At 42.7% G+C, this 22,424-nt stretch carries 19 protein-coding genes and 1 riboswitch; of the genes, 3 read left to right on the top strand and 16 right to left on the bottom strand.

From position 1 onward, the window contains the following. Positions 1-12: 12 nt before the first annotated feature. The 10 genes from I4V44_RS06300 to I4V44_RS06260 all read right to left on the bottom strand — a co-directional run bounded on the left by I4V44_RS06300 (position 13) and on the right by I4V44_RS06260 (position 11,233). Positions 13-1,890 (bottom strand): NADH-quinone oxidoreductase subunit NuoF, encoded by a 1,878-nt coding sequence (locus I4V44_RS06300; RefSeq protein ID WP_196002500.1) that lies wholly within the window; start codon positions 1,888-1,890, stop codon positions 13-15. Next, a complete protein-coding gene (locus I4V44_RS06295; protein WP_008706192.1) occupies positions 1,887-2,369 on the bottom strand; it encodes a complex I 24 kDa subunit family protein in 483 nt (160 codons plus the stop codon). Before I4V44_RS06295 ends, I4V44_RS06300 begins: the two co-directional genes overlap by 4 nt. 222 nt (positions 2,370-2,591) lie before the next feature. Next, positions 2,592-2,675 carry a DUF6783 domain-containing protein gene (locus I4V44_RS18490; RefSeq protein ID WP_420314552.1) on the bottom strand — a complete coding sequence of 28 codons (84 nt, stop codon included), beginning with the start codon at positions 2,673-2,675 and terminating at the stop codon, positions 2,592-2,594. 58 nt (positions 2,676-2,733) lie between these two features. Continuing rightward, a complete protein-coding gene (locus I4V44_RS06290; RefSeq protein WP_025578647.1) occupies positions 2,734-3,426 on the bottom strand; it encodes a response regulator transcription factor in 693 nt (230 codons plus the stop codon). 10 nt (positions 3,427-3,436) lie between these two features. Next, on the bottom strand, positions 3,437-4,318 hold the full coding sequence (locus tag I4V44_RS06285) for a ComEA family DNA-binding protein (protein WP_243280222.1): 882 nt from the start codon (positions 4,316-4,318) through the stop codon (positions 3,437-3,439). Between the two features lie 96 nt (positions 4,319-4,414). Then, on the bottom strand, positions 4,415-4,849 hold the full coding sequence (locus tag I4V44_RS06280) for a DMT family transporter (RefSeq protein ID WP_196002499.1): 435 nt from the start codon (positions 4,847-4,849) through the stop codon (positions 4,415-4,417). 114 nt (positions 4,850-4,963) lie between these two features. Continuing rightward, positions 4,964-8,287: a hypothetical protein gene (locus I4V44_RS06275; protein WP_196002498.1), complete on the bottom strand. Its 3,324-nt coding sequence runs from the start codon at positions 8,285-8,287 to the stop codon at positions 4,964-4,966. 20 nt (positions 8,288-8,307) lie between these two features. After that, positions 8,308-8,628 carry a hypothetical protein gene (locus tag I4V44_RS06270; RefSeq protein WP_055152687.1) on the bottom strand — a complete coding sequence of 107 codons (321 nt, stop codon included), beginning with the start codon at positions 8,626-8,628 and terminating at the stop codon, positions 8,308-8,310. A gap of 172 nt (positions 8,629-8,800) precedes the next feature. Then, on the bottom strand, positions 8,801-10,825 hold the full coding sequence (locus I4V44_RS06265) for a hypothetical protein (RefSeq protein ID WP_196002497.1): 2,025 nt from the start codon (positions 10,823-10,825) through the stop codon (positions 8,801-8,803). 33 nt (positions 10,826-10,858) lie between these two features. Further along, complete coding sequence (locus I4V44_RS06260) at positions 10,859-11,233, bottom strand: response regulator (protein ID WP_173705687.1); 375 nt, start codon at positions 11,231-11,233, stop codon at positions 10,859-10,861. A 194-nt stretch (positions 11,234-11,427) separates the two neighbouring features. On the opposite strand from I4V44_RS06260, the gene I4V44_RS06255 reads away from it, so the two are divergent. Both I4V44_RS06255 and I4V44_RS06250 read left to right on the top strand, forming a co-directional pair. Further along, positions 11,428-12,144, top strand: coding sequence for a LytR/AlgR family response regulator transcription factor (locus I4V44_RS06255; protein ID WP_118409085.1), 717 nt, complete (start codon positions 11,428-11,430; stop codon positions 12,142-12,144). 1 nt (position 12,145) lies between these two features. After that, positions 12,146-13,465, top strand: a complete 1,320-nt coding sequence (locus I4V44_RS06250; RefSeq protein WP_196002496.1) for a sensor histidine kinase — start codon at positions 12,146-12,148, stop codon at positions 13,463-13,465. 65 nt (positions 13,466-13,530) lie between these two features. On the opposite strand, the gene I4V44_RS06245 is transcribed toward I4V44_RS06250, so the two are convergent. The 4 genes from I4V44_RS06245 to argC all read right to left on the bottom strand — a co-directional run bounded on the left by I4V44_RS06245 (position 13,531) and on the right by argC (position 18,244). After that, entirely contained in the window at positions 13,531-14,721 is a 1,191-nt protein-coding gene (locus I4V44_RS06245; RefSeq protein WP_196002495.1) for an aspartate aminotransferase family protein, read from the bottom strand. Further along, a complete protein-coding gene (gene argB, locus I4V44_RS06240; protein ID WP_020993510.1) occupies positions 14,708-15,604 on the bottom strand; it encodes an acetylglutamate kinase in 897 nt (298 codons plus the stop codon). The genes I4V44_RS06245 and argB overlap by 14 nt, the downstream gene beginning before the upstream one ends. A 116-nt stretch (positions 15,605-15,720) precedes the next feature. Next, complete coding sequence (gene argJ, locus I4V44_RS06235) at positions 15,721-16,944, bottom strand: bifunctional glutamate N-acetyltransferase/amino-acid acetyltransferase ArgJ (RefSeq protein WP_118409082.1); 1,224 nt, start codon at positions 16,942-16,944, stop codon at positions 15,721-15,723. A 259-nt stretch (positions 16,945-17,203) separates the two neighbouring features. After that, positions 17,204-18,244: an N-acetyl-gamma-glutamyl-phosphate reductase gene (argC, locus tag I4V44_RS06230; RefSeq protein WP_196002494.1), complete on the bottom strand. Its 1,041-nt coding sequence runs from the start codon at positions 18,242-18,244 to the stop codon at positions 17,204-17,206. Positions 18,245-18,704: 460 nt separating this feature from the next. On the opposite strand from argC, the gene I4V44_RS06225 reads away from it, so the two are divergent. Then, a complete protein-coding gene (locus tag I4V44_RS06225; protein WP_008706208.1) occupies positions 18,705-19,931 on the top strand; it encodes an argininosuccinate synthase in 1,227 nt (408 codons plus the stop codon). 144 nt (positions 19,932-20,075) lie between these two features. Here I4V44_RS06225 and I4V44_RS06220 read toward each other — a convergent pair whose 3' ends face one another. Both I4V44_RS06220 and I4V44_RS06215 read right to left on the bottom strand, forming a co-directional pair. Continuing rightward, positions 20,076-20,450 (bottom strand): BlaI/MecI/CopY family transcriptional regulator, encoded by a 375-nt coding sequence (locus I4V44_RS06220; protein WP_020993513.1) that lies wholly within the window; start codon positions 20,448-20,450, stop codon positions 20,076-20,078. Between the two features lie 163 nt (positions 20,451-20,613). Further along, complete coding sequence (locus I4V44_RS06215) at positions 20,614-21,762, bottom strand: AI-2E family transporter (RefSeq protein ID WP_118409081.1); 1,149 nt, start codon at positions 21,760-21,762, stop codon at positions 20,614-20,616. Positions 21,763-22,273: 511 nt separating this feature from the next. Beyond that, positions 22,274-22,369: riboswitch (purine riboswitch) on the top strand. The last annotated feature ends 55 nt before the right edge of the window (positions 22,370-22,424 follow it).

The raw sequence follows: 22,424 nt of genomic DNA, 5'->3' as shown, positions 1-22,424 counted from the left end.
TTTTCACCCTCCTTAATTCACAGAAATTGCGCCGAATACACAATTTTCCAGACATGTTCCGCACTTAATACACTTGGAGGTATCAATGCTGTGAGGCTCTTTCTTATTGCCTGTGATCGCACCAACCGGACAGTTTCTTGCACACTTGGTACATCCTTTACATTTCTCAGGATCAATCACATAAGAACGCATTGCCTTACATACATGAGCCGCGCACTTTTTATCAACGATATGCTCTACATATTCATCTCTGAAGTTTCTTAATGTGGAAAGTACAGGAAGCGGTGCACTCTTTCCAAGTCCGCAGAGTGAACGGTCCTTGATAAAGTTTCCAAGATGTTCCAGTTTCTCCAGATCTTCCATCTCACCTTTACCATCTACGATCTTCTCAAGAATCTCAAGCATACGTTTCGTACCGATACGGCAAGGTCCGCATTTACCGCAGGATTCTCTCTGAGTAAAGCCCATGAAGAATCGTGCAACCTCTACCATACAGGTATGTTCGTCCATAACTACCAGACCACCGGAACCAACGATCGCTCCGTATTTCTTGACAGAGTCAAAGTCAAGCGGTACATCCAGATGTTCTTCTGTCAGACATCCGCCGGACGGACCACCAATCTGAACAGCCTTGAATGCAGCGCCGGATTTCAGACCTCCACCGATATCGAAAATAATCTCTCTTAAAGTTGTTCCCATCGGAACTTCGATCAGACCTGTATTTTCGATAGAACCGGTCAATGAGAAAGTCTTTGTTCCAGGTGAACCCTCTGTACCGATACTTCTGTACCAGTCAGCTCCTTTGAGAATGATCTCCGGAATATTTGCATAAGTTTCTACGTTATTCAGAACAGTAGGCTTTGCCCATAATCCCTGTTCAACTGTACGGGGCGGTTTTACACGAGGCATGCCTCTGCTTCCTTCGATAGATGCAGTCAGGGCAGAACCTTCACCACATACAAAAGCTCCTGCACCACGGTTGATATGCATATGGAAAGAGAATCCTGTTCCAAGAATATTGTCTCCCAGAAGTCCGTTCTCCTCCAGAACTGCAATTGCATGTTTCAGACGTGCTACAGACTGCGGATATTCTGCACGTACATAAATATATCCATGCTGTGCTCTTACTGCGTAAGCTGCAAGCATCATACCTTCGATCAGACGATACGGATCACCTTCCATTACGGAGCCATCCATAAATGCTCCCGGGTCACCCTCATCACCGTTACAAACCACATAATGAACAGGATCAGCCTGGCGTGCTACCTGAATCCATTTCTTACCTGCCGGGAAGCCGCCGCCACCACGTCCGCGGATACCGGATTTATCAACCTGATCAATAACCAGATCCGGATCCATCTCAAACATTGCTTTCTCCAGAGCCTGGAAACCGCCGCTTGCTATGTACTCATTCAGAGATTCTGCATCAAACTTACCACAGTTCTTCAAAACAATACGGGTCTGTTTCGCGATAAACGGAATATCTTCCGGTCCGCGGCTTACTTTACCGCCTTTCTGATAAAGCAGTCTCTCGATAGTCTCATTACCCTGAACACTCTTCTCAAAAATCTCCTGGCAGTCTTCGATCTGAACCTTCGTATACTGGATCACATCGTCGCCTTTCTGGATACGAACAAGTGGTCCAAGCTCACAGACACCCTGACATCCTGTTTTCTTTACACCTACATGTGCATCTTTGTCATGAGGTCCAAACTCAATGGTAACTCCCGGAGCATCTTTGGCAATCTCCATGAATTTCTCATAGATTTTCTGAGAACCGGTTGCCACACATCCGGTACCTGAACAGACAAGAATACGACAGTCATAAGAATTAAGTTCTTTCACAGCTTCTTCTCTGATCTGCTCCAATACTTCCTTATTCTGGATCATCCCTGTTCGCCCCCTCTCAGTTTATCAATCAGCTCATCTGCCTTCTCCGGAGTCATTCTCGGATATACCTCTTCATTGACCATCATAGTCGGTGCAAGTCCGCAGGCACCAAGACAGGAAACTGTTTCCACAGTAAACATCATATCGTCTGTCGTCTTCTTTGTCTTTGACAGCCCCAGTTTCTTATAAAGTTCCTCCAGAACCGGTATTGATTTTCTTACATGACAGGCTGTTCCGTCACAGACCTTGATCACATATTTACCTTTCGCATCAAATGAGAAATTCTCATAAAATGTGGCAACACTGAACGCTTTCGCTTCTGTCACACCGATCTGCTCCGCAACATATGTAAGCAATTCTTCCGGGAGATATCTGTACACCCCCTGAATATCCTGCATGATCGGAATCAGTGATGCCGGCTTTTTACCATAGAAAGCAATGATCTCATCCGCTTTCTGATAAAATGACTGATCTAGCATTTCGCACCCTCCTTATACCTGTTTTTTCTCTTTTTATTGCACTCTTTACATATTGTAACGTTAATTATATGCCTTTTTCGTCATTTTCACAAGCGCATTTATAGAAATTTTCTAATTTTTTATCATTTTCCTCTATAGATGTTTGTTTTGTTTGTCTAATTTTTATCAGCTTTGTTCAATACTAAACCATCTCAGATGTAAACCAAACTAAACTGAATCAAACTAAACTGCCACTCTTTCTCTAGAGCGTGTCTGAAAAAGGCTTTCTGCAAGATGTGCATCACAATCAGTCCTAACAAAAAACAGACCACATTTTATGATCTTTGTTTCATAAAATGCAGTCTGTCTGTTTCATGCGTTCTTTTTATTGTGCCTGGAAATAATATCCAACGCCCCATTTGGTGTGTACATACTTCGGTTCACTTGGATTGGTTTCAATCTTCTCACGGAGACGGCGGATATGTACATCCACAGTACGCACATCACCCGGATACTCATATCCCCATACAATGTTCAGCAGGTTCTCACGACTGTAAACCTTATTCGGATTAAATACCAGAAGCTCCAGTACATCAAATTCCTTTGCTGTCAGATTAATCTCTCTACCTGCAATAAATACACGTCTGCCTTCACAGTCCATACGAAGATCGCCCACCTGAATGCTCTTTGCCTTTTCTTTCTCCTCGTGGTCGCTTCCCGCACGGCGCATGATCGCTTTGATACGTGCCTTAACTTCCAGGATATTGAACGGTTTGGTGATATAATCATCCGCACCATATTCAAGACCAAGGATCTTATCCATATCCTCGCCCTTAGCTGTCAGCATCACGATCGGCACATTGGAAAATTCGCGGATCTGCTGGCATACTTCCAGCCCGTCCATCTTCGGCAGCATCAGATCCAGAAGGATAATATCATATTTTTTATCTTTTGCTTTCTCTACTGCCTCTTCTCCATCATAAGCGCAGTCTACCTCCATACCATCCTGTTCCAGACTAAAACGGATTCCTTTTACGATCAGTTTCTCATCATCTACTACCAAAACTTTCCTGCTCATTCGGTTCTCCTTATCCTACTACTATCTCATCTTTTATCTTTGCAAAAGTACCTTCTTTGATACCCTGTACATTCATAATATCCTCTATCGCAGCAAATGGCCCGTTCTCTTCTCTGTAGGCAATGATCGCCTGCGCACGTGTTGCACCGATCCCCGTCAGCGTAGTAAGCTGAGCTTCATCTGCTGTATTTATGTTGATCCTGTTATCCTGCTGAACCTGAGCGACCATCCCTGTGTTCTGTCCTGTCCCGGCACTTCCATTCATCTGTCCATCTGATGCTTTGGCCATCTCTGCAGGATCCAGTCCCTGCCGCTCCATCTCTTCCTGTGTGAGAATATAAAGCTGCTGTCCGTCTGTCAGAACTCCTGCACGGTTTACACAGGTTAGAGCTGCCTCGGGAAGATATCCTCCCGCCGCCTCAATCGCCTGAAACACCCGGCTCCCGGCTGCCAGCTGAAAAACTCCCGGATTCGCAACTGCTCCGCAGACATCAACATAGATCATCGCCTGCTGCATTTCCTTATCAGAAACTGCTTCTGACCCATTATCTATATCAACATCTGAAGTATGTTTCCCAGAATCACTTCCTGTCCCATTACCTGCATCTGAACCATCTGATTCTGCCTGTTTTTTCCGGGACTCTGCAGAACTGCCATCATCATTCTGTCGGTCTTCTGTATCAGCGTTCTTCTCATCTGTATCTTTCTTCGACTTCTGTCCTGATGTTTTCTCTTCCGATGACTCCGCATCCACCTCTGCTTTCGCTTCCTGCAGTCCTTCAATCAGAAACTGTGCCTCTCTGCTCTTACAACCTGTCAGTCCTGTAAGAAACAAAGTTCCACACAATATCAGCGTCACAGTATAACAACATCTGTTTTTTATTTTTATCATAAGGGTCCTCCTCTTATTTCTCAGAGTAAGAGTCCCCCTGTCCATAATGCCACCCTTATTGTAACGAAATCTTAATGATTTTACAATAGTAAACTCTTATTTTTGCCACTTAAATATAACAATTCCGGAAATCGCGATCAGCAATCCAAGGATTTTGCGCCATTCAAAAGGTTCTTTATCTACCCCAAACAATCCAAATAATTCAATTACATAAGCAACTGCCAGCTGCGAAATGACGATCAGCATTGCCGCCCTGGCAGGTCCAAGAGCTCCCATGCTCTGGATTACTGTAATTGTAATAAACGCTCCGATCACACCACCAAGGAGTGTATATTTATTGTCCACCTGCCAGAGCGCAGCCACACTTTCCCGTCCTGTGAAAAGCCAGGCAAGAACACAGACTGCAAAAGCCGACAGCTGCACCCAGCCGGTTGATACCCAGAGACTGGTCTGCTTTGTCACCTCCGTGTTAAAAACACCCTGAATACTCATCAGCGCCCCTGAAATCAATGCCACTATAAATTCCCACATAAATCTGTCCTCCTGGATAATATGATCATTCTGCTTACTCCGGTAATCATTCCTGTACCGAAAAGAGGCACCGCCTTTTAGCAGTACCTCTTGTTTTCTTTAGTATTAGTCTATTCAGTTACGAAAAAAACATACAGTAAATTTCTTCATTGTGGAGTATGGACTGTAAACTCTGGATTTATTCTTGGAGGTCTTATTCCAGGATCGCACTGTCACATACCAGGTACCTTTCTTTACGTTTGTAAAGGTTACAGTTACGGTATTTTTGCCTTCTGTACGTTTCACATATTTCTTAACCGGATACTTCTCTCCTGCGGAGGTCTTGTATTTGGTTCCGAGCAGAATCTCATAACCTGTGGCATTTTTGCATTTTGTGTAAGTAATAGTCACAGTGTTTCCTTTTACAACGATATCCCTGATCTTTGGCTGCTGTGGTGTGACAACTGTGATCTTGATCTTTTTAACCTTTGTCCAGGAACCATAGACCTTATTGCCCTGTGCATCCAGAACCCAGCTTCGGGCTGCCACATACCAGGTACCTTTTGAAAGATATCTGAAGGATGCCTGCGGCTTGCCGGTTGAGGAAACTGTTTTGCTGAATTTACCTGTCTGGAGCATATCCGATTTCCTGCTGATCACGAAGTCATAACCCTGAGCACCGGCACATCCTTTGGCAAGTTTGACAGTAAGCTTGTTTCTGTCAATGGAGTGGCTGGAAATCTTTGTGTCGGCAGGTCGCAGGTATGCACCGTTTTCATCTGTGATACTTCCGTCTGTGTGAATAACTCTGCCATTGAGAGATTCTGTACCAAATGCTATGAAATAATCCTGTCCTTTGGAAAGGGTAAAGTCAGCATATGGAATACTGCGCTCAAATGCACCGCCTACAGTTACAGTCTGGATACACTGCAGAACCCCATTCTCAACATCATACCAGAACAGATTTGCCATAAGTCCTGCACAGGAGGCATCTGCTTTTACAGAAAGCACAGCCGGGAAATCAAAAATTCCATTTCTTCCAAGATGGAAACCGAAATCATTCTGGTTTGTGGAGATCAGACTGTATAATGCTGCCGGGATATATTCTGTTGTGTTTATAACAGAAAGATCGGTATCTGCAGGTGTTTCTGCTGTAATGGAAGTACCGTTGATCTTCCAGATGAAACCATTCTCCATATCAAGGTTCAGGGAAATATCTTTGCCTTTTATCCCGGATAAAACGGAAGCAGGAAGTGTCCTGGCACCATTCATGATAATGGAGATGGTATCTTTTTCTTTGGATGTCTTGATCAGATCATTAACAGTATCCCAGCCTTTCTTCTGGAAACTTCCCTCAATGTAAGGTTCCCCGTCACCAAGCTTTCCGAGATTTTTTGTATCCTGATGTTTGCAGCGTTTACAGGTGTAAGTTATGATTCCGTCAATTTCTGTAGTTGGTTCTGTAGTGATAACGCCGTTGTCATAGTCATGGCCGTATGCGGAAATGGTATAACCATAGGAAAGTGTTTCATTACAGTCTGTGCAGTAGGTATCTCCGCTATATCCGCTGGAAGTACAGGATGGAGAGGAGTAATAACGTCCGGCGGTGTGTTCGTGCGTGCATTGACTTCTGGTGATTGTGTAAGTAATAGATTCTTTTTCGTAATTCCCCTTATCGTCGCCATTGTAAATTGCGGTAGCTGTAATGGGTTTTCCAACTTGTAATTCCTGATCAGGATTAACGTTATCCCAGTTCCAGTCAGCCGAAAAAGGGTTGGCAATGTCGCTGATCTTTTTACAGGACCATAGAACGGATATAGAAGTTTTATTAAAATCTGCTCCTGGTGCTACAGGGGCTTTTTCAATAGTAAATGTCCATTTTGGACTTAGTAATCCTTTATGTGCAAAATAGGATTTACTTGCCTCTATCTCAGCCTTTACGGTATATGTGCCTGCATTTACAGGAACACCTTGGAGCGGTTGAGTGTTCTCATTGATATCATTGTAGTTACCTTTATAATATACCAATGAGATTTTTCTGTTATTTTCATGTGTAGGTTTAAATTTAAACTCTAATGAGGCTTCTTTAGGCTGACCATCGTAAATAGTAGGCTTTACAGGGGACTTAAATATAAAATCATTAACAACTTGAGCAGCTTTAAATGTGTTGGTAACGGTGTCGAATGAATAATTCCGTATTCGAGATTCTGAACCGTTTTTTGGGTCAAGTATAATCAAATAGCTGTTTGTAGAATTGCCTTCGAGCTTGGGTAGCCAAACATACAGATTAGTGTCATCAGGGTCGAGAGAGGAATGGTTTACAGGCTTCCAATTACCTGTTCCAGGTTTGATTGTTACGTTCGCATTTTCGGGATTTTCAATAGTACAACAGTAAACCTCTTTCCCTTCGTTTGTTGGGGAACCGGATACAGAAGAGGCTTTTACCGAGCCGCCATTAATGGTAATATTTTTGCAAGAACCTCCATATCCCTTGCCGCCACCAATTCCGGCACCATACTTAGAACTAGCAGTTACAGAACTACTATTAATGGTAATATTTTCGCAAGAATTTCCTTCGCCGCCACCAATTCCGGCACCATTCGTAGAACTAGCAGTTACAGAACTATTATTAATGATAATATCACTGCCATCGCCGTAAAGGCCGCCACCAATTCCGGCACCATCCGTAGAACGAGCAGTTACAGAAGCACTATTAATGGTAATTTTACTGCCAGCGCCTTGATTGTTGCCACCAATTCCAGCACCATACTTAGAACTAGCAATTACAGAACAACTATTAATAGTAATATTACTGCCACCAATTCCGGCGCCATTCCCATCGCTACTACCATGAGCATTTAAGATTCCTGCAGTAGTGTCTAAAACCTTGGTTGTTATTATAAGCGAAGCTTTGTTAGCTTTATGTAAACCGGCATACCATGTATTCTTTGCTATAAGATTATTTGTGCCTGTTAAATAGATAGTGACTGTAGCTTTAACATTAACATTTATTTGCAGTGCCGGACCAGTAGATGTATTGATATTTACTTTATTAAGATAAATGTTGATGCTGTCTTCCGGTGAAATTCCCTCTCCATCAACCACAATTCTATTTCCTGTTTCCTGGCTACATATGAATTTGTGATCTCCTGCCGAACTTATAGTATAAATTCCGCCCGAAACATTAGCTAAATCAATTCCTTCATTTTCCGCAGCAGCCATTGCCTCATCGGGGGCATCATTAAATTCAGGAACCTCGTCTGAACTGAATACAGACAGTTCCTCATCTGTCTCTCCTGCCGCTTCCAGCTCCTCATTGGTAAAAATCTCCGGAGTTTCTTCCTCAGACACTACATCCTGATTTCCGGAAGTAAATTCTTCCGCAAATATGGTCTGGGGGGGCATATTTGTAGAACACAGTGCAAGTGCCAGAATCCCGGCTAATAACTTTTTCCTCATGCTTTCCACCTTTCCTTTCTTTATACATGATCTTCTGCGTCTTGACTCTTTTGTCCTCTTTTTCTGAATTTGATACATAATGCGGTAATCACGACTGCCACATTAAAGGAAATGACAGCCACCAACACATAGCCGCCTGCGTCCTCATGCAGCAGAATTGTGCCGTACATTCCCGTAACGTTTATTGGCTGGCTTTGCATTATCCCCGTTGCTCCCACAAGAGACAGGAATAACAGGGTACACAGAACAGACAGCCGGCAGACTGCGCGCCGCTCCTGGCGGCGGTGGTATTCATGCATTCGCTTTTTTACCAATTCGATACGGGTTTTGGTATCGTACATGCCTTCCAACCTCCTTCCCAAAAAACAGTCTAAAAAAGTCTTTCACTTATATAGGTACAAAAAAACCGAAAAACTCTCACCTGAAAATCAAATTTTTTTTAAAAAATTTGAGAGCTGCCGAAACAGCTCCCAAAAACGGAAAATCAGGTTATATTATTGTATCGAATCTCCTTCAGATTCCCAGAACAGCGGATATCTTAATCTCTTTTTCCGTTTCACTGAGATCAAAGTCACCACCATCTTCCACAGTCATGTGTACCTCATACAGTACGTCTTCGGATAATGTATCCGGTGTTTCACCATCTTCTGTCTGGATATGCCATTTCTCTGCCGGAACTTCTTTCAAGGTACCATCTGCGCCATATGCATACAGCTTCATAGAACCTGTTTCCCCTGAGATTCCTTTCATACGTATTGCAACAGTCGTATTCGGATGTACATTCTCAATTGTGATCGTGTTCAGCCATCCTTCCACATCTCCCTGGCCGCCGTCTGCTTCAAATTTCTCCTGGCTTAACACATTGCGCATTGCCTGATCCAGATCCACCTTGCGGTAAGGCATTTCCGGCAGATATACAAACCTGTCCTGAAGTCTCAGAAGTTCCAGATAACCGGTCGGACAATAAAGTGAATTTCCGCTGTTTCCGGCATACATACCGATAGCCATGTTATTGTATCCCGGTTTGTCAGAAATATCCATGGTAAATACAGTCTCGCCTGTCTCAAAATCAAGCATGATATACTGCCACATACCAGTTTCCAGATTCTGTACATATCCGTAGATATATCCGGTTGCTGTAGATAATTTCATCATGGAAGTATCTGACAGATCACTTCTGCACCAGATACTCTTCATTTCATATCCATCCTCAGTCTTAATCGTATCTACTCGTTCCACACCCGGCGCGATCATTTTATTGCCCTGTCTCAGCCAGCCCACATCATAAATATTCTCATAGCTTTGTATTGAGGAATCATTGTCTGCTTCTCCAAGCTTCGCACTTCCTGCACCAAACCAGTTACATACGATCGTGCTTACTGTTCCCTCTCCATCATCATATACAATTGCAGAATTTTCCACAGACACCTGTGTACCTTCCGGAAGCTCATCTATAACAGGCATACTCGCAACCTGTTCTCCTGTTTTCATATCCACCGCAATAAGATTTACCGGATCCTGATTATCTGTAAACATAACCAGATCTTTGGTCAGAGACGGGGAACATCCACCTCCCCATGCAAGACCGCCACCTGTCGTCTCATCGCCTTCTTTGCTTTCCTTGGCACCCACACTTTTATAGGAAGTTTCCCAGACTTTTTTCACACCATTATCCGCCTGGAGCAGATAACACTTCAGATTTGTCAGAATGACCGCACCCTCCTTAGATGCCGCAATACCATTCTCTGCACCCTCTCCCGGTTCCAGTTCATATACAAACACTGAATCTGACAGATCCACATCTTCTCCATTCAAGATCTTATCGATAGCTGCACGTGAAACATAGCCAAAGGTTCCCTGCTGTTTTCTGTCAGGATAAATGCGGAAGCCTCCTGTTGCAAACCAGAGATTTCCCTCATAATCAAAAACTACAGATAACAGATTCTGATCCAGTGTTTTTCCAAGTGCAGCCTCTGCTGCGGCTTTAATATCAATATCCAGCACTTTCTCAAATTCCGGAAGTACATTTCCCTCCTCATCTGTAGCCTTAAGCATAAGTACCCGATTATCGTTCGTCGGACACACAATGCGATTGCTCTCATCTACAAAAGAATATGAACTCTGTATCAGATAGCTTCCATTGTCATGCTGTTTTGGTGAAAAATAGCCCAAGGTCTGTGTCTCATCTGCATTAATATCACGGATTGCCAGGCCACCCAGAAGCGGAACCACAGAATGTCCATAGGAATCAAAAAAGACTGCCGGGGAAGCATTGGGATTAACTTTTTCATAAGAAACATTGATCTCAGAATAAATATCAACAGGCAATACCTCATCTGTTGAATCTGTATTATAGCAGTCATGATGAATATTGGAATCACTTGCTGCCATATAAGGATTCACATCCATAGCCTTCGGTGTAAGTGCCTTGACTGGAAGTTCTGATGCCTCTTCCGCATGAACAATACTAATTGTATAATCAGATGAAGCTGTTACCATAAACGCTGCCATCGCAAGAATTAAAACTCTTTTCTTCATATTATTTCCTCCTGAATCATAATAATATTCCTGTTACATTGCCTTACTGTGTTTCAGCCAGACAGAAAAACCTTCTCTTATCTTCTGCTCGTCCACAGGTTCCATAAAAAAATACTCAACCCGCAATCTGAAAGCATGAAGCGAAAAATCAAGGTCACTGCACCAAATGACACCACATCCCGGATATAAGGAGCGGAGATGTTCTGCTGCATTCAGTCCGGACACTCCGGGCAGTGCAAGAAGCACTACAGCCGGCACAGTTTTCTGTATCTGTTCAAAAAAGCTTTCCTGGTTCTGATAGAGTTCAACCAATGGAAAGATACTTCTCTCAGTACAGTAATCAATAATATATTTTGCATAATCCTGTCCTTCTTTTTCATTGACAGCCAACACAGCAATACAGTACACCAAACCCCTCCTTTTTTCTGTTAAACTCTTTCCTGTACCTGTTAAGCACATTATAAGAAAGCAGAAATTTATTTCAATGATTCTGTCACGAAAGGAATAAAAATAGCACGAATTGTAAATCAGCCACCTGTTTTTGTGATATACTGTTTCCAGAACGTACCATTACCGATACAAAATAAAAAGGAAGATTTACTATGCGAATTGCAATTGTTGATGATATTTCAGAGGAACGGACACTGCTTCGCAACAGACTGGACTCTCAGTTTTCCAGGCGCAATGTCCACGTAGATATATTTGAATATGAAAATGGAGAAACTTTCCTCACTGCAGCGAAGGAATGTCCTTTCACGGTAGTGTTTCTGGATATTTATATGAATGGTTCTAACGGGATTGATACAGCAAAAGAACTTCGCAGATCAGACACTGACTGTCTGCTGATCTTTACAACAACTTCCACTGACCATGCATTAGAGGGATTCCAGGTCCGGGCTCTGCACTATCTTGTAAAGCCCTACAGTGAAAATGATATTTCCGCACTGACAGACGAAATCCTTTCCCGCATCCCGGATTCCGGGAAATACATAGATGTAAAGGTAAACGGCAGTAATATTCAAATCCCCTTTCGGAAAATAATCTACGCAGAGCATTTTTCCCATATGATCCACATCCACACTGCCGGTGAAAGGGAACTGATCACCCGCCAGTCCTTTGATTCCTTCATAACCTCCCTGAAAATGGACTCACGTTTCTATCGGTGTAACCGGGGCGTTGTGATCAATCTGGAGCATGCAGTTGATTTTGACGGATCAGGCTTTCGCCTTGATAACGGAAGCAATGTCCCTGTCAGCCGGAAGCTGCTGAAAAACGCCAGACAGACATTTATGGAATTTCTGTTCCAAAGGAGGTCCTGAAATGACTGACATACTTCGCCCTGTACTTGAACTTTCCGTAATCATTCCCGGTATACTGCTGGCATATCTGCCTGTAAAGAACTATCTGAGGCAGACACCGCTTAAGCTGACAGCATGGCTTCTTCCCCTTCTTCTGGGAATCTGTATTTTGGGAGGGGCAGTTTGCTGTGCCCTGCAAATTCCCACCAGATGGTTCCTGTTTCCTCTGCTGCCTGTGATTATGCTCATTTATCACAAAACGCTGAAAATCTCTGTCTGGAAATCTGTCAGTATTTTTCTTGCAGTCTTCGCAGTTTTTACATGTGTCAAAAGTTTGTCCCGGGCAGTTAATGCACTTATGACCGCAGACCTGCATATTACAGAAAATGAACTGTGGTTTCACACCGGTGCCGGGATTTTCTATAACGTGATCTGCCTGCTTTTTGTTCTGGCAGCCTGGTATCCTGCCCGCCACTGTGTACAGACAATGATCACAGACGAGAACTTTGCCCAGACCTGGTACGTATTCTGGATTCTTCCGGTAATCTTCATCGGAGTGAATCTTTTTATGATTCCTAAATACCGCAATACTTTATATACCGGACGGGTCCTGCAGTGCTATATTGTTTTCAGTCTTGTACTGCTCATAATCCTGCTCCTGTTTTATGCCATGTTTCTTATGATGGCAGTCAGCCTGAACAGAAATGCCAGACTTCAGCAGGAGAACCATTTTCTTTCCCTTCAACAGGAAAGATACGAGAATCTCTGCATGGCCATTGAAGAAGCAAGGCAGGCACGTCACGATATCCGCCATCATTTTGTCCGTCTGTCCACTCTGGCAGAACAGGGTGACATAGAAAAAATTAAAGAATATCTCTCTGCTGCAACCGGCAAAATCTCTGACTATAACCTGCATTTCTGTGAAAATCAGGCTGTTGACAGTGTTTTCGGATATTATTCCACCATTGCAGAAAGAGAAAACATTCCTTTTCATGCAGTGGTTTCCCTGCCTGCTGATCTTTCCATAGATGAGATCAATCTGTGCCTTGTGTTCTCCAATCTGCTGGAAAATGCCATCCAGGCAAGTGTGAAAACAGTACCCGCCCGCAGAAAGATTAATGTGGAAGTTTATCCCCACCATAATCATCTCCTTCTGATCCATGTGGAGAATACCTTCGATGGCAAAATACAGCAAAAAAACAATATTTTCCAATCCTCCAAACGCTCTGGAAACGGCATAGGAATCGAATCTGTCCGCCACATTACCGACAAAAACGGCGGTGCCTGTGACTTTACCTATAAAGATGGTATTTTCTCTGCAAAAATAATGCTCCGGATATAATCAGTTACTGATTATATCCGGAGCATTTTGCAAAAATATTCAAATATCTCTTGAAGTATCTAAAATTATTCCATACACTCATCCAGAATAGCAGCCATCTTGTCAATGTGTTCTTTTGTGATCACAAGCGGAGGTACGATTCTGAGTACATCACTGCCTGCAGAGATCACCAACAGTCCTTTTGCAAGAGCAGCCTTTACAACTTCACCAACCGGGCGGCCCTGGATTACGATTCCCTGCATGAAGCCCATGCCTCGTCTTGTTGCAGCGCATTCATGTTTTGCAACAATTTCATCCAGTTTCTGTTCCAGATATGGAGTCATTTCCTGTACATGTTCAATGATCTTATCATTCTTATAAATGTCAAATACTTTGCTGACTGCAGCACATACAAACGGGTTTCCACCATAAGTTGTACCATGATCACCTGGCTCCAGAGAAGCTTTGGCAGCTTTCTCATTCAATACAAACGCACCTACCGGCACACCACATCCAAGAGCTTTCGCACTTGTCATAATATCCGGCTGTACACCGTATGCCTGCCATGCAAAATAATGTCCGGTTCTTCCCATACCGCACTGAATCTCATCGAAAATCAGCATAATATCTTTCTCGTCACAAATCTGGCGCAGACCTTCCAGAAATTCTTTCTTCGCCGGATAAATACCACCCTCACCCTGAACAACCTCAGTGATAATTGCGCAGGTCTTATCTGTGATCTGAGCCTTTACGCTCTCAAGGTCATTAAAATCCGCAAACTTCACACCACCCATCAGAGGCTCAAAGGGCTCTCTGTAATGAGCAGTTCCTGTTACGGAAAGTGCTCCGATACTTCTTCCATGGAAGGAATGGTTCATGGCAATGATCTCATGATCTGCATGTCCGTCACGTACATATGCATATTTCTTAGCTGCTTTTAAAGCACCTTCGATTGCTTCTGTACCACTGTTAGTAAAGAATGTCTTGCTCATTTTACTTGCCTTTACCAACTTCGCACCTGCTTCAATGATCGGCTCATTGTAATATAAGTTGGAAATATGCATCAGCTTATCAATCTGATCTTTTAATGCTTCATCATATCCCGGATAATGATATCCCAGAGAATTTACAGCAATACCTGCTGCAAAATCCAGATATTCCTTTCCTTCGGAATCATATAAATAACATCCCTGTCCCTTTTCAAAAACAACAGGAAAACGATTATAAGTGTGAAGGATACTCTCTTCGGATTCCTTCATCTGTTCATTCATGTTCATTGTAATATTTCTCCCCGTCTTCTCTCAGAATCGCAGTACCAATACCTTTGTTTGTAAAGATCTCCAGCAGTAAGCTGTGAGGAATTCTTCCGTCAAGGATATGGACTCTGTTAACGCCTTCTTCAATGGCATCAATACAGTTTTTCAGCTTCGGAATCATACCTCCGCCTACATAACCGTCATCGATCAGTTTCTGTGCTTCATCTACATGAAGTTCAGAGATCAGGCTGGACGGATCATCCTTGTCTTTATAAACGCCTTCAATATCAGAAAGGAATGCAAGCTTCTCAGCATGAACAGCCTCTGCAATGGCACATGCCGCATCATCCGCATTAATATTATAAGTAGCGAACTCATCGTCATAACCTACCGGGAAAATGATCGGCAGGAAATCTTTCTCCAGAAGATCCTCCAGAATCTTCGGCTCAACCTTTGTAACTTCACCAACAAATCCGATGTCTCCGCCCTCTGTCTGTTTCTTGCGGCATTTCAGCAGACCACCGTCTTTACCGCTGATACCAACAGCATTTACACCAAGAGATTCCACCATGGCAACCAGTTCCTTGTTCACCTTCGCAAGAACCATCTCTGCGATCTCCATAGTATCTTTATCTGTAACACGAAGACCGTTAATAAATTTCGGCTCCATACCTACCTTGCCAACCCAGCGGCTGATTTCCTTACCACCACCATGAACGATGATCGGTTTGAAACCAACCAGTTTCAGAAGAACAACGTCCTTGATCACATTCTTCTTCAGTTCATCATCCAGCATGGCGCTTCCGCCGTACTTTACAACTACAATCTTACGATTAAATCTCTGAATATAAGGAAGCGCCTCGATCAGCACCTCCGCCTTGTCCAAATATTTCTGATTAACCATTATTCTCTCCTTTTTCCAGTCAATGTCTGTTCTCCATCCACTGCTTATTGCTTTTCGCAATTAAAGCAGGAGACTTACCTGATTCGGTTAAAATCACCCTTATTCACAGAATTTTGTTATGAACGGTAATCTGCATTGATTTTTATATAATCATAAGTCAGGTCACAGCCCCATGCAGTTGCTGTGGCATCACCCATCTTCACATCAGCGATTGCTGTGACAGCTTCCTCAGAAAGAATCTTCGTTGCCTCTTCTTCACTGTAATCCACAGCCACACCATTCTCAATAATCTGGATCTTACCAGCCTTACTCTCAAAGAACAGATCCACCTTCTCAGGATCAAACTTCGCACCGGAATATCCCATAGCACACAGGATTCTTCCCCAGTTCGCATCATGACCGTAGATAGCAGCCTTTGTCAGAGAAGAAGTAACAACAGACTTACTCAGTGTAACTGCCTGCTCCTTAGACTCTGCACCAATGATCTTCACCTCAAACAGTGCAGTCGCACCCTCTCCGTCACCTGCGATCTTTTTCGCCAGAGTAGTATTGATATAATTCAGCGCAGCCTTGAAGGTTTCGTAATCCTCACCCTTCTCTGTGATCTCCGGATTCTCAGCCAGACCATTGGCCAGAAGAAGCACTGTATCATTGGTAGAAGTATCTCCATCAACAGAAACCATATTGTAAGTATCCTTAACATCCTCACTTAACGCTTCCTGCAGCATCTTCTTGGAAATCTTCGCATCAGTAGTAACAAACCCAAGCATGGTACACATATTCGGATGGATCATACCGGAACCCTTACACATACCACCAACAGTAACCGTCTTACCGCCAATTTCAATCTGAACAGCAACCTCTTTCTTCTTGGTATCAGTAGTCATGATCGCCTTCGCCGCCTCAGTACCAGCCTCCAGAGAACCATCCAGCTTCGGCGCCATCATCTTCACACCATTCTTAATACGGTCAATGGGAACCTGCATACCAATCACACCTGTAGAAGCAACCAGCACACTGTCAGCAGCCACCCCAAGAATCTCAGCAGCCGCATCTGCAGTCTCCTTACAATAACCATAACCTTCTGCACCAGTACATGCATTGGCAATACCACTGTTACAGATCACCACCTGTGCAGACGGATGATTATAAACAATATCCTGATCCCATTTAACAGGCGCAGCCTTCACCACATTGGTAGTAAAAGTCCCCGCAGCCACACAAGGCACCTCACTGTAAACCATAGCCATATCCGTTCTACCCTTATACTTAATCTCAGCCGCAGCCGCCGCTGCCTTAAATCCCTTAGCCGCCGTAACGCCGCCCTCTATAATCTTCATAAAACCTCAATCCTTTCTATATAATAAGACAAACTATCTTGTTTCCCGTCCACATCCTCCACGCTCAGCGACTGCCGCAACTCCCCTGCGCAGTCACGTCCGTCAGACATCCACATCTCTTCCGTCCTGAAAAGTCAGCTCCGGAAATTATTTGGTTTTGAACGCATTTGCAGGGGCTGTAGTAACTCTTAGAGTTAGTAAGCCCCGAAACCGCGTTCAAAACCAAATAATTTCCGGAGCGTCCCTTTCCATTAATCTATCACGGACACATCGGCACCTGCAGCAGTCCCTCAGCCTCCTTAAATCCAAACATCAGATTCATATTCTGCACAGCCTGTCCTGCTGCACCTTTCACCAGATTATCCATAGCCCCCATCATAATAACTCTATGAGTTCTCGGATCAATCTTAAAGTTCACATCCACATAATTACTTCCTTCCACACACTTAGTCTGCGGACAAACATCCTTATCCAGCACACGAACGAAAGTCTCATTCTCATAATACTTATCATAAACTGCCTTCACCTCTTCATAAGAAACATCCTTAGTCAGAGAAGCATAAGCAGTCACCAGAATACCACGATTCATAGGAATCAGATGAGGTGTAAAATTAATCAGCACCTCTTTGCCACACGCATAACCAAGCTGATCCTCAATCTCCGGTGTATGTCTGTGACTTGCAACACCATAAGCCTTAATATTCTCATTCACTTCACAGAACAGATTGGCAACCTTCGCTCCACGTCCTGCTCCTGAAGTACCGGACTTCGCATCAATAATAATGGTAGACGGATCGATCAGTCCCTCTTTAATCAGCGGATAAATAGAAAGTGTGGAACATGTAGGATAACATCCCGGATTCGCAATCAATCTTGCCTTCTTAATCTCCTCACGATTAATCTCACACAAACCATAAACCGCCTCATCAATAAACTGCGGAGCTTTATGCTTAATTCCGTACCATTTCTCATATTTCTTCACATCTTTAATACGGAAATCCGCACTCAGATCAATAACTTTCGCCTTAGAAAGAATTCCTTCATTAATTAAAGAAGCACACAGTCCCTGAGGAGTAGCTGTAAAGATCACATCCACTTCATCAGCTAATGCTTCCATATTATCATCCATACATTTCGCATCTACCAGCTTAAAAAAGTTCTGATAAACATCTGCATATTTCTGGTCAATGTAACTTCTTGAACCATACCACGCAACTTCCACATCTTTATGTCCCAGAAGCAGTCTCACGATCTCGTTACCTGCATATCCTGTGGCACCGATAATTCCTGCTTTAATCATAATAATTTCCTCCATCTTCGCCTCATCCGGCGATCTTCATTTCATAGTAAAACTTTACTCTATCAGAGTGCTGGACTAATTATACATCTTACCTGCATAATATGCAATAGTCATTTTTCAATGTTTTTACATGGATTCTATTTTGCTTCACGAATTTCCCCCTGTCTTTTCCTATATTATGTTGCATATTTATGCAAAAACAGATAAAACTTTTTTGCATTTTTCTATTGCATATTTATAAAAAAAGGTGTATATTATCACTTGTTAAGCGGAATCATACGAAATCATCTTGTTCCGCATTGAATATTTATTCAAAAATTTCAATCAGAAATTACCGCATTTATTCAAAAATAATGCGCTGAACTCCCGACCTATTCATTTACTTTCGGCAAACGGATATCTCAGGAAATTTTTACAAATCAGGAAAATAATAAAATCCAATTTCAGGAGGAATACAATCATGAAAGAAAAAGTCGTTTTAGCATACTCAGGCGGTCTTGATACCACAGCCTTAATCCCATGGTTAAAAGAAACATTTGATTACGATGTTGTCTGCTGCTGCGTAAACTGCGGTCAGGGAAACGAACTGGACGGACTGGATGAAAGAGCAAAGCTTTCCGGTGCTTCCAAATTATATATCGAAGATATCGTAGATGAATTCTGTGATGACTTCATCGTTCCATGTGTACAGGCAGGTGCTGTATACGAACACAAATATCTCCTTGGTACATCCATGGCCCGTCCGGCAATCGCTAAGAAATTAGTTGAGATCGCACGTAAAGAAGGCGCAGTTGCCATCTGCCACGGTGCTACAGGTAAAGGTAATGACCAGATCCGTTTCGAACTTGGCATCAAAGCTCTTGCTCCTGACATCAAAATCATCGCTCCATGGCGTATGACAGACAAATGGACCATGCAGTCACGTGAAGATGAAATTGCATTCTGTAAAGCTCACGGAATCGACCTTCCATTCGATGCAAGCCACAGCTACAGCCGTGACAGAAACTTATGGCATATCAGCCATGAAGGTCTGGAACTGGAAGATCCTTCACAGGCTCCAAATTATGACAATATGCTTGTTTTAGGTGTTACACCTGAGAAAGCCCCTGATAAAGAAACAGAAGTTACCATGACATTCGAGCAGGGTGTTCCGAAAACATTAAACGGCAAAGAAATGAAAGTTTCCGAGATCATCACTGAGCTTAACAAATTAGGCGGCGAGAACGGTATCGGTATCGTTGATATCGTTGAGAACCGTGTTGTTGGTATGAAATCACGTGGCGTATATGAGACTCCTGGCGGAACCATCCTGATGGCAGCTCATGAACAGCTCGAAGAACTTACACTTGACCGCGAGACAATGGAAACCAAGAAGAAACTTGGCAGCCAGTTCGCTCAGGTTGTTTACGAAGGAAAATGGTATACACCACTTCGCGAGGCAATCCAGGCATTCGTTGAATCCACACAGAAATATGTAACAGGTGAAGTGAAATTCAAACTGTACAAAGGCAATATCATCAAAGCCGGTACAACTTCTCCATACAGCCTGTACAATGAATCTCTTGCATCTTTCACAACAGGTGACCTCTATGACCACCACGATGCAGATGGATTCATCACACTGTTCGGACTTCCACTGAAAGTTCGCGCTATGATGTTAAAAGAAGTTGAGCAGAACAAGAAATAATTAATTGATAACAGATTCAGCCAGATGGACACTTTATTCATCTGGCTGTTTTTATTACCTGATACAGTATTGCAATTCTGTAAAAAATGGCACAAAAAAGACACAGCCAGATGGCCATGTCCGTTTTATCTGCTATGTTTATGATTATCTGCTTTCCAGTTCCGCACGTTTCTTATCGATAAGCTCCTGAAGTTTTTCCAGCTCTTCCACTGTAATCCCATCAGATTCCAGAAGCGCATTCATCATTTCCACCGGATTAATCTTTCTGCTTTTGGCATTTCCCTTTAAATAATCCTCTCTTGAAAGAAGAGGGGTATAATTTCTTGCATACACCTTGCCGTTCATTGAAGTTCCCGCAACCTGGATCAGGTTCTCTTTCAAAAGAAGCTCCAGGCATCTTCTTACTGTCGGCATTTTCAGTTCCGGTGCAATGTCATTGATCTCAAAAGCAGACAATGGTCTTCCCTCTTCCCAAAGCACATTCATAATATCATAACGTTTACCTTTTAAGATGTCCATCTTAAGATCTCCTTCCATTTTTAACCAGATATCACTATAATACAGAAATATCGAATTAATTACAATTACAGAGACCTTACACTGATTTACAGTCCTTTTACAAATTTGTTACCAAGTTTATCCGGACAATAATACATCTTTCTACACATCACGAATCATTTCGTCATAAAACAAGCTGTTTTTTCTCAAGACGGGCATATACCCACTCTCTGAAAAGTGTATAGATGACAGATACTGTCGGAATGAAGATCAGCATTCCCGCAATTCCCATCAGACTGCCGCCAAGTGTTACAGCTACCAGTACCCAGATGGATGGAAGCCCGACAGAACCACCTACCACATGAGGATAGATCAGGTTTCCTTCTATCTGCTGCAGGATAAGGAAAAGTCCCAGAAACAGAACTGCTTTTACAGGACTTATCATAAGGATCAGAAAAAATGCTACCCAACATCCGATAATTCCGCCAAACAGCGGGATCAATGCTGTAAATGAAATCAGGACACCCACCAGCATTGCATATGGAAAATGCAGGATTGTCATGGATACAAAGAACATACTTCCAAGAATCACAGCTTCGATACACTGTCCGGTAATAAAGCTGGAAAAAATCCTGTTTGCCAGATTCCATACATGTGCCAGATATCTGACCGGTTTTTCAGGGAACATTGCGTACATTGCTTTTTTTATCTGCTGCAGGAGCTTTTCTTTCTGTAAAAGGACGTAGCAGGCGAATACAAAGCCAATGGATACATTCATTGCAGTAGTCAGAAGTCCCATGGTGATGGACACTGTGGAAGAAACAATGTTATTGACTCCGTTCTTCAGTACGCCGAGTACAGAATCGATTATTTTTCCCGGCTCAATGTCAAGAGACTGCGCCCATTTCACAACTTCCGGATTGTTTCCGAATACATTGTCGATCCATTTCTGGAAAACCGGAATATTTTCTTCTATCTTTTTCGCTATGTTTACGAATGTTGCCCCCAGTTCCGGTACTACTACCAGCATAACGATCACGATTATACAGATCACAAAGCAGATAGAAAGCACTAGGCTGACCGGCCTTGCCAGTTTTTGTGCTGTTTTTTTCTCTTGTTTCAAGGCTTTTCCAAACAGATGATGTTCTATGAATTTCATTGGAATATTGAGGATAAAAGCGATTCCGAAACCAATGATGAACGGAAAGAGAAAGCCAAGCAGAACTCTGGCAGTGCTGATGACCATGTGCAGGTTCTGGACACCCAGGTATAGGAGAATTGCGAATGCGATGAGCCATCGGATTTTTTTTATGTTTTCTTTATCTAGCTGCATGTTTGTTTTTCCTTTCTTTTTGATATTGGAGAGTATTATATCATATTTTCCCAAAAAACGGACGCTTAGAAAAATATTTTATCTGCTATGCGGTTTCGGCATCTAAGAGATTCTAAGTCATCTGAAATCTGCTAAAAGCATGAGAAGAAAAGTCTATGATTGCTCGCTGGTGCTCAGGCAATGGACTTTTCTTCTCATAACGCAGATTTAAGAGGACTAAGAATCTCTAAGATGCCTGCAAATGCATAGCAGATAAAATATTTTTCTAAACTGGTAATTGGAAGGTGGAAAATATCGTATCAATTCGCATGTTAAAAGCCTACATGAATAAGAAAGACTTTAAATATGAAAGAGATTGTATAAGTTCACATGGGATATCATATACTTTATATAAATTCTGCCTGTAAAATGCTTTATAGACTATGAATTATCAAATAGCAATGCAAAAAGAATATTAAATTAAATCGCAGAAAGGAATTGACAGTTAACTACAAATATTTTATAATCATTTTATAAACAATATAAGTAAACTTATATATGTCCATAATCGGTTGGACGTTTCTACCAACTACCGTAATAGTTGTCTATAAGTTCTCTCCCCAGGGAGAAAGAATGAGGTAAAGGCAGCATCGGTAGATTTTTTTTGCCTTTCCTTAACCACA

The sequence above is a fragment of the Blautia sp. 1001283B150304_161114_C9 genome (assembly GCF_015668165.1).
In the GTDB taxonomy this organism is placed as follows: Bacteria; Bacillota; Clostridia; order Lachnospirales; family Lachnospiraceae; genus Blautia_A; species Blautia_A wexlerae.
The sequence above is the reverse complement of the archived record's forward strand: the minus strand, read 5'-3'. Positions and strand labels throughout refer to the sequence as shown.

What these genes read in the sequence shown, in the direction of transcription:
- I4V44_RS06300 (WP_196002500.1), bottom strand. Translation starts at nt 1,890, where the DNA reads ATGATCCAGAATAAGGAAGTATTGGAGCAGATCAGAGAAGAAGCTGTG.
- I4V44_RS06295 (WP_008706192.1), bottom strand. Translation starts at nt 2,369, where the DNA reads ATGCTAGATCAGTCATTTTATCAGAAAGCGGATGAGATCATTGCTTTC.
- I4V44_RS06290 (WP_025578647.1), bottom strand. Translation starts at nt 3,426, where the DNA reads ATGAGCAGGAAAGTTTTGGTAGTAGATGATGAGAAACTGATCGTAAAA.
- I4V44_RS06285 (WP_243280222.1), bottom strand. Translation starts at nt 4,318, where the DNA reads ATGATAAAAATAAAAAACAGATGTTGTTATACTGTGACGCTGATATTG.
- I4V44_RS06280 (WP_196002499.1), bottom strand. Translation starts at nt 4,849, where the DNA reads ATGTGGGAATTTATAGTGGCATTGATTTCAGGGGCGCTGATGAGTATT.
- I4V44_RS06275 (WP_196002498.1), bottom strand. Translation starts at nt 8,287, where the DNA reads ATGAGGAAAAAGTTATTAGCCGGGATTCTGGCACTTGCACTGTGTTCT.
- I4V44_RS06270 (WP_055152687.1), bottom strand. Translation starts at nt 8,628, where the DNA reads ATGTACGATACCAAAACCCGTATCGAATTGGTAAAAAAGCGAATGCAT.
- I4V44_RS06265 (WP_196002497.1), bottom strand. Translation starts at nt 10,825, where the DNA reads ATGAAGAAAAGAGTTTTAATTCTTGCGATGGCAGCGTTTATGGTAACA.
- I4V44_RS06255 (WP_118409085.1), top strand. Translation starts at nt 11,428, where the DNA reads ATGCGAATTGCAATTGTTGATGATATTTCAGAGGAACGGACACTGCTT.
- I4V44_RS06250 (WP_196002496.1), top strand. Translation starts at nt 12,146, where the DNA reads ATGACTGACATACTTCGCCCTGTACTTGAACTTTCCGTAATCATTCCC.
- I4V44_RS06245 (WP_196002495.1), bottom strand. Translation starts at nt 14,721, where the DNA reads ATGAACATGAATGAACAGATGAAGGAATCCGAAGAGAGTATCCTTCAC.
- argB (WP_020993510.1), bottom strand. Translation starts at nt 15,604, where the DNA reads ATGGTTAATCAGAAATATTTGGACAAGGCGGAGGTGCTGATCGAGGCG.
- argJ (WP_118409082.1), bottom strand. Translation starts at nt 16,944, where the DNA reads ATGAAGATTATAGAGGGCGGCGTTACGGCGGCTAAGGGATTTAAGGCA.
- argC (WP_196002494.1), bottom strand. Translation starts at nt 18,244, where the DNA reads ATGATTAAAGCAGGAATTATCGGTGCCACAGGATATGCAGGTAACGAG.
- I4V44_RS06225 (WP_008706208.1), top strand. Translation starts at nt 18,705, where the DNA reads ATGAAAGAAAAAGTCGTTTTAGCATACTCAGGCGGTCTTGATACCACA.
- I4V44_RS06220 (WP_020993513.1), bottom strand. Translation starts at nt 20,450, where the DNA reads ATGGACATCTTAAAAGGTAAACGTTATGATATTATGAATGTGCTTTGG.
- I4V44_RS06215 (WP_118409081.1), bottom strand. Translation starts at nt 21,762, where the DNA reads ATGCAGCTAGATAAAGAAAACATAAAAAAAATCCGATGGCTCATCGCA.